This is a genomic window from Thiomonas sp. TH-17 (assembly GCF_057473305.1).
This window is the reverse complement of sequence record NZ_JBYCKI010000194.1, coordinates 1-6978: the sequence shown is the minus strand read 5'-3', so window position 1 is coordinate 6978 and position 6978 is coordinate 1. Positions and strand designations below refer to the sequence as shown.

Here is a 6978-nt window from a genome sequence, read left to right as displayed (position 1 = left end):
TGCACTTCAGCCCGCAACTGGTCGATTACGTGGTGGCGCACGAAGTGGCGCATCTGCGCGAAATGAACCACAGCCCGCGCTTCTGGGCGCATGTGGGCAGCCTCTACCCCGAATACCGTCAGGCGCGGCAGCATTTGCGACAGGCCGCCCTGCCGCCGTGGGAGTGAGCGGGTGTGAACAAATCCGCCAGCTTCCCATGACGCCCCTGCTCTTCCTGCTGCTGCACCTCACCCTGGCCCTGACCTGCGCGGTGCATGTGCTGCTGCGCGCGCATCGTCAGCCCGAGTCGCGGGTGGCCTGGCTGCTCATGCTGGTGGCCTTTCCCTACCTCGGCGTTCTGGCCTATCTGTTGTTTGGCACGACCCAGATCGGCCGCCGACGGGCCGAGCGGCTGAGCGCCGTCGCCCGCGGCCTGCCCCGCCCTGAAACCGCTCCCGGCTGGCCCGCAAACGCCGCGCTGCCGCCCGACCAGGACGCGCCGCTGTTTCGCCTCGGCACGTCGATCAGCGGCTACTCGGCGGTCGGCGGCAACCGAGCCGAGCTGATGGCCGACTCGAATGCCGCCATCGCCCGCATCGTGGCCGACATCGACGCGGCGCAGCACAGCGTGCATCTGCTCTTCTACATCTGGCTGGACGATGGCAACGGCCGCCGCGTGGCCGATGCTCTGCGCCGCGCCGTCGCTCGTGGCGTGAGCTGCCGCGCTCTGGTGGACGATCTCGGATCGCACGCATTCATCCGCAGCGCGCAGTGGCCTGCTCTGGCCGCCGCTGGCGTGCAGGTGCTGCGGGCGCTGCCCGTGGGCAATCCGCTGCTGCGCGCGCTGCGGGGCCGCATCGACCTGCGCAACCACCGCAAGATCGTCGTCATCGACAACCGTCTGAGCTACTGCGGCAGCCAGAACTGCGCCGACCCCGCCTTCCTGCCCAAGGCGAAATACGGCCCCTGGGTCGATCTGTTCGTGCGCTTCGAAGGCCCGGTGGTGCGCCAGAACCAGCACCTCTTCGCCACCGACTGGATGGGCAACGGTGGCGACGACCTCACCGCCCTGCTGGCCGAGCCCTTGCCGCAAATCCAAAACGGTCAAGACGGCTTCATCGCCCAGGTCATCGCCACCGGCCCCACCGACCGAAGGGCGGCCATGCCCGAACTGTTCGAGTCGCTCATCTTCGCCGCGCGCCACGAGCTGGTCATCACCACGCCGTATTACGTGCCCGTGCCCGCGCTGCAGGCCGCGCTGTGCGCCGCGGCCAACCGCGGAGTATCGACCACGCTCATCCTCCCCGCCCGCAACGACGACTTCGCCGTGGCCGCCACTTCGCGCAGCCACTACCGCGCCCTGCTCGAAGCCGGCGTGCAGATTCACGAGTTCAGCCCTGGGCTGCTGCACACCAAGTCCATCACCGTAGACGGCCATCTCAGCCTCATCGGCTCGGCCAATATGGACCGGCGCAGCTTCGACCTGAACTACGAAAACAACATCCTGCTGCTCGACGCCGGAATCACCGCGGCATTGCGCGAGCGGCAGGCGCAGTATCTCGCCAGCAGCCGCCGCATCACCCTGGACGAAGTGGCCGCCTGGAGCGCGCCCAGGCAACTTTGGCAGAACGCTCTGGCCATCGTGGGGCCCATTCTGTAAGCGGTGCTGGGCGGCCGACAACGCGCAGCCCGCCCGCGCGCTACGCTTTGGGGCCACGCCTTACTTCACAGGATTCCTCATGCGATTTCTCCACACCATGCTGCGCGTCGGCGACCTGCAGCGCTCCATCGATTTCTACACCCAGGTCATCGGCATGAAGCTGCTGCGCAGCACCGACCGCCCCGAGCAGAAATACAGCCTGGCCTTCCTCGGCTTCGAGCCCAACCCGGCGCAGGCCGAGCTGGAGTTGACCTACAACTACGGCGTCGATCAATACGACCTCGGTACCGCCTACGGCCACATCGCTCTGGGCGTGGATGACGCAGCCGCAGCCTGCGCACGCATCAAGGCGGCTGGCGGCAAGGTCACCCGCGAGGCCGGCCCGGTAGCCGGAGGCAGCACCATCATCGCCTTCGTGCAAGACCCTGACGGCTACAAGATCGAGCTGATCCAGCATGGCACCCTCTGAAGAGCACACGGGAGCGCTGGCGCTCGATGGCCCGGCCTCCCGCGAAAAGCTCTATCGGCTGATCTACCCGGCTCGCGTGCTGGGTATGGTGCTGGCCGGGCTGCCGGTGGCCGCCGTGCTGCTTGAACAGCATGCGACGGCGATGCTGTGGACGCTGCTGGTGCTGACCTTCTTGGTTTGGCCGCACCTTGCTTACGCACAGGCGCGCAGCAGCGCCCAGCGCTACGCGGCGGAGAAGCGCAATCTCCTGTTTGACTCGTTCCTGGTCGGCTTGTGGATCGCGCTGATGCACTTCAACCTGCTGGTCGGCCTGGTGCTGGCCGTGGTCACCACGCTCGACAAGGCCTACACCCTGATTCGGCGCTGGTGGCTGTATTCGCTATTGCTTCTGATGCTCACCGCGGTTGCAACCGGGCTGCTACTGCACCGGCCCGTGCAGCTCGAAAGTTCGCTGTTGGTGCAGGTGAGCATTCTGCCCTTGATGTTCGTCCATACTTGGGTCAACACCTACCGTGGCACGCGGCTGATGCGCACCATCGCCCGGCAGAACCGACAGCTTGCCGAGCTGCGCCGCACCGATGCACAGACCGGGCTGCAGGCGCGCGAACACTGGATCCTGCGCGCCACCGAAGCTCTGACCACCTGGCAGCCGGGAGCGGAGCCGGTCACTCTGATGATCATTGATATCGACCGGTTCAAATCCATCAACGACACCTATGGCCATACCGTAGGCGACGAAGTGATCGGCGCGGTCGGCGCGGTGATCGGGGCCAACGTTCGTCCGCAGGACAGTGCAGGGCGTTACGGCGGCGATGAGTTCGCCGTGGTTATCGGCCCTGCGCCCGAGGGCTCGGCCCGCATGATTGCCGAACGCATCCGCCAGCAGGTCGAACAGTTGCACTTGCCTAGAGCTCCCGATCTGCGCTTGAGCAGCAGCATCGGTCTGGCTGTGGCACAACAGGAACGCACAACGTTGCGCAGCTGGATCGACGCCGCCGACGGCGCGCTCTACCGTGCCAAGGAGCTTGGCCGCAACCGCGTGGTCGAGGCCGACTGAGAGCGCCCTTCCGGTTGGCCCGATGGCCTTTCAGCGAAGGCGAGTCATCGGCGCCGGGTATGCTCGCTCCATGCAATCCTGGTTATTTCTGTTCGGTGCGATAGCCGCCGAAGTGATCGGCACCACCGCGCTCAAGGCCACGCACGGCTTCACGCGTCTGGCCCCTTCGATCGTGGTCGTGGCGGCTTACGCCCTGGCGTTTTACCTGCTGTCACGCACCATGCAGACCATCCCGATGAGCATTTCCTATGCCGTCTGGTCGGGCGTGGGCATCGTGCTCATCACCCTGATCGGCTATGTGGTCTACCACCAGTCGCTCGACTTGCCCGCGCTCGTCGGGCTGGGGCTGATTCTCGCCGGGGTGCTGGTCATCCACCTGTTCTCCAAATCGGTGGCGCATTAAGGCGCTACCCGAACGCTGCTACGCGGCCAGATCAATCGACTGCGGTGGTTGATCTCAGAATAAATATCCGTTGGTTTTGTTGAGCGCGCCGTCTTATCTTTTGGTCATGTTGACGCGCGCAACTGCCGCGCGATTGTTTCGGAGCACTATCCCATGACCTCACCCCTCGCTTCGCGCCGCCTGGCGCTGCAATCCACTCTCGTCGCGGGCCTTGGCCTGACGGCGCTTGGCGCAAAAACCGCCCAGGCCGCTTCGGCGCAAGAACGTTTCATGCCGCAAGGTGCCAGCACGCTGGCCGAGCTCGGCAAAAAACTGGCCGCCGCCCCGCGTCGCCGCGACTTCAAGACCACGCAGATGATTCTGGAAAACCGCGACGAGTGGGACGCCGAGGCGCTCGATCTGGTGCTGGCCTACGCCGGTCAGCCCAAGCAAGTGTGGAACAACACCAATCTGGAGGGGCCGTGGCTCAACCTCATGCGCAACTCGATGAACGCGCAGATCTGGTCGTTCAAGCATCCCGATTTTCTGGCCGTTTCGGCCACGCACGGCCCGGCACACCTCGCGTTGTATGACGATGCGCTGTGGGCCAAATACCAGTTGGGCAGTCTGACCAAGGGCAAGGCCAAGACCAATACCTGGATCAAGACTTCTCCCGCTGCCGCTGCCGACCCCAAATCGGTCGAAGACGCCAAGGGCGTGTATTCGCCCGCCGACAACAGCATCACCGTGCTGCAAGAGCGTGGCGCGGTGTTTCTGGCCTGCCACAACGCCATCTGGGAGCTTACCGGGCATCTGCACGCCATCGGTCACAACCCCGACAAGATCTCGCACGCGCAGATGGCTGCCGAATTCACCAACCATCTGATTCCCGGCGCCGTGCTCACTCCCGGCATCGTGGCCACGCTGGTCGAGCTCGAAAACGCGGGTTATCGCTACGCCGGTTGAGCGTTCGCTGCGCACCCGGTCGCTTCAATCCATCCCATGAGAAAACGCAGGGCCGCCCCAAGTTTTCTCATCCCCCTCGGGGGGCCTGACGCACAGCGGCAGGTCTGGGGGCACTCTTTCTAGATTCATAACTGGAGACTTTCATGCGTCGTATCCCTCTCGTCTCAAGCGCCCCCTTGCTGGCCGCGCTGCTGCTGGCCCTGCCGGTGCTTGCCCACGCGCAACAGGCCGACACCGGCTGGCAGGGCAAAGTGCATGCCCCGCAATACAAGGAAACCATCTTTCCGCCCTGGCAGCACGGCGCCAACAACCCCGCGCTGAACAAGGGCCTGGAATTCACCGTTCCCGAAATCAACGATCTGCCCGACTTTCATGGCGATCTCGATCATCCCAAGCTGGTGATCTTCGTGGCCGGTAACTACTACTTCGCCATGGCGCCGCTGGTGCAGGCCTTCGAGAAAGAGCATCCCGACTTCAAGGGCCGCGTGTTCTACGAAACCCTGCCCCCCGGCATTCTGCTCAAGCAGATGAAGGCGGGCGGCACGATCACCGTGGGCAATATGACCTGGACGGTCAAGCCCGATGTGTTTGCCGCCGGGCTGAAAAAGATCGAGGCGGGCATTCACCATGGCGTGCTCACCGGCAAAGCCATCCCCTATGTGAGCAACGACCTCACCATCATGGTGCCCAAGGGCAATCCGGCGCACATCACCGGGCTGGCCGATCTGGGCAAGCCCGGCGTCACCCTGTCCATGCCCAATCCCGCCTGGGAAGGCGTGGCGCGGCAGATCGAGGCCTCGCTGAAAAAAGCCGGGGGCGATGCGCTGGAACAGGCGGTCTATGACACCAAGGTGAAGAATGGCGAGACCACGCTCACCCACATCCACCATCGCCAGACGCCGCTTTATCTCATGCAAGGCGTGGCGCAGGCCGGTGTCACCTGGAAATCAGAAGCCATCTTCCAGGAGCAGGCGGGCCACCCCATCAGCAACGTGCCCATTCCCGCCGATCTGAATACCACGGCGATATACGCCGCCGCAGTGGTCAAAGGCGCCGCACACCCGAAAGCGGGTCTGATGTGGGCTGAATTCCTGCGCTCCCCCACGGCACTGAAAATTTTTGAGCGCTACGACTTCAAGCCGGTGTCGGCTCACAAGCCCGGCTGAGCGGTTCCGTATTCGCAGTTTGGCCCTTCGTTCGCCCCCGCCGCAAGGCCGGGGCGATTTTTTGTCTTGTGCGGCGCGTCCGCCCTACCCGTAGGGCTCGTGAAAGTGTGAACTCGAGTGTGAACATTTGCACGTTTTGGCGACTGTCAGCAAAAACCCGGTGAAGTGGGCGGGAGTAGGCTTGATTTTGGCGGGGGGCGGTAGCACACTGAATCTGACAGCTCAATCACAACCGCGCAACGGACAAGCGCCGAAGCGCACAACACAGGAGATCGAACCACCCTACACACCGTCCCGGCAAGGCGCCCGCCCTGCTGTTTCCTTTCTTTCCGAAATCAGGAGCCTCACTATGAATCTGACCATCAGCGGCCACCATTTGGATGTCACCCCCTCCCTGCGCAGTTACGTCGAAACCAAACTTGATCGCGTGGTGCGGCACTTCGATCAAGTGGTGAATGTGAACGTGCTACTCAGTGTGGAAAAGCTCAAAGAAAAGGAAAAGCGCCAGCATGCCGAATGCAATCTGATGGTCAAGGGCAAATCGATCTTCTGCGAAAGTCAGCATGAAGACCTCTACGCGGCCATCGACACCTTGGTCGACAAGCTGGACCGGCAGGTGGTGGAGCACAAGAACCGCTTGCGCGATCACCAGGCCACTGCGGGCAAACATCTGGCGAGTTGATCGCTTTTTGCTGATGTTGACCCTTGCCGCGAATCCGCAACGGAGTTCCCTGACCGGATTCGCGGTGGGGACGAACTGCCGCAAAACCCGTTTAAACTCGCTTTCCTCTTTGGCCCAAGCGTGATCCCATGAACCGTCTTGCCCAGATTTTGCCGCCGACCCATGTGCAACTCGACGTGGACGTCAGCAGCAAAAAACGTGCGTTTGAATACGCCGGACTGCTGTTTGAAAACAGCCTTGGCCTCAACCGGGCGCTGATTACCGACAATCTGTTCGCCCGCGAGCGGCTGGGCTCTACCGGGCTCGGTCAGGGCGTGGCGATTCCGCATGGGCGCATCAAAGGGCTCAAGCAACCGAGCGCCGCCGTCATTCGCCTGCGTCAACCCATCGCCTTCGAGGCGCCGGACAATCTGCCGGTGTCGCTGCTGGTGGTGCTGCTGGTGCCCGAAAGCGCGAATGCCAAGCACCTCGAGTTGCTGTCGACCATCGCAGAAATGCTCTCCGATACCGATCTGCGCGAACAACTCCTGAGCGAAGCCGACGCCGCCGCGCTGCACCACCGCATCAGCGTCTGGGCGCCTTTGCAAACCGCAGCATGAGCCTCAGTGGCGTCATCA

At 63.5% G+C, this 6978-nt stretch carries 9 protein-coding genes; all 9 read left to right on the top strand.

Annotation, left to right across the window (positions count from 1 at the left end; translation table 11 throughout):
* Positions 1-167, top strand: a 167-nt coding sequence (locus AC2VLV_RS11635) for a M48 metallopeptidase family protein (protein ID WP_486990141.1), incomplete at its 5' end; no start/stop codon positions are given.
* A gap of 29 nt (positions 168-196) precedes the next feature.
* Positions 197-1639, top strand: coding sequence for a cardiolipin synthase (gene cls / locus AC2VLV_RS11630; RefSeq protein WP_486990140.1), 1443 nt, complete (start codon positions 197-199; stop codon positions 1637-1639).
* A gap of 79 nt (positions 1640-1718) precedes the next feature.
* Positions 1719-2108, top strand: a complete 390-nt coding sequence (gene gloA, locus AC2VLV_RS11625; RefSeq protein ID WP_486990139.1) for a lactoylglutathione lyase — start codon at positions 1719-1721, stop codon at positions 2106-2108.
* A complete protein-coding gene (locus AC2VLV_RS11620; protein ID WP_486990138.1) occupies positions 2095-3165 on the top strand; it encodes a diguanylate cyclase in 1071 nt (356 codons plus the stop codon). The genes gloA and AC2VLV_RS11620 overlap by 14 nt, the downstream gene beginning before the upstream one ends.
* 70 nt (positions 3166-3235) lie before the next feature.
* Positions 3236-3568 (top strand): DMT family transporter, encoded by a 333-nt coding sequence (locus AC2VLV_RS11615; protein ID WP_486990137.1) that lies wholly within the window; start codon positions 3236-3238, stop codon positions 3566-3568.
* 153 nt (positions 3569-3721) lie between these two features.
* Positions 3722-4513: a thiosulfate dehydrogenase gene (gene tetH / locus AC2VLV_RS11610; RefSeq protein WP_486990136.1), complete on the top strand. Its 792-nt coding sequence runs from the start codon at positions 3722-3724 to the stop codon at positions 4511-4513.
* A 143-nt stretch (positions 4514-4656) separates the two neighbouring features.
* Positions 4657-5679 (top strand): substrate-binding domain-containing protein, encoded by a 1023-nt coding sequence (locus AC2VLV_RS11605; protein ID WP_486990135.1) that lies wholly within the window; start codon positions 4657-4659, stop codon positions 5677-5679.
* Positions 5680-6028: 349 nt separating this feature from the next.
* A complete protein-coding gene (gene hpf, locus AC2VLV_RS11600; RefSeq protein WP_286731621.1) occupies positions 6029-6361 on the top strand; it encodes a ribosome hibernation-promoting factor, HPF/YfiA family in 333 nt (110 codons plus the stop codon).
* Between the two features lie 128 nt (positions 6362-6489).
* Positions 6490-6960, top strand: coding sequence for a PTS IIA-like nitrogen regulatory protein PtsN (gene ptsN / locus AC2VLV_RS11595; RefSeq protein WP_486990134.1), 471 nt, complete (start codon positions 6490-6492; stop codon positions 6958-6960).
* Positions 6961-6978 lie beyond the last annotated feature (18 nt).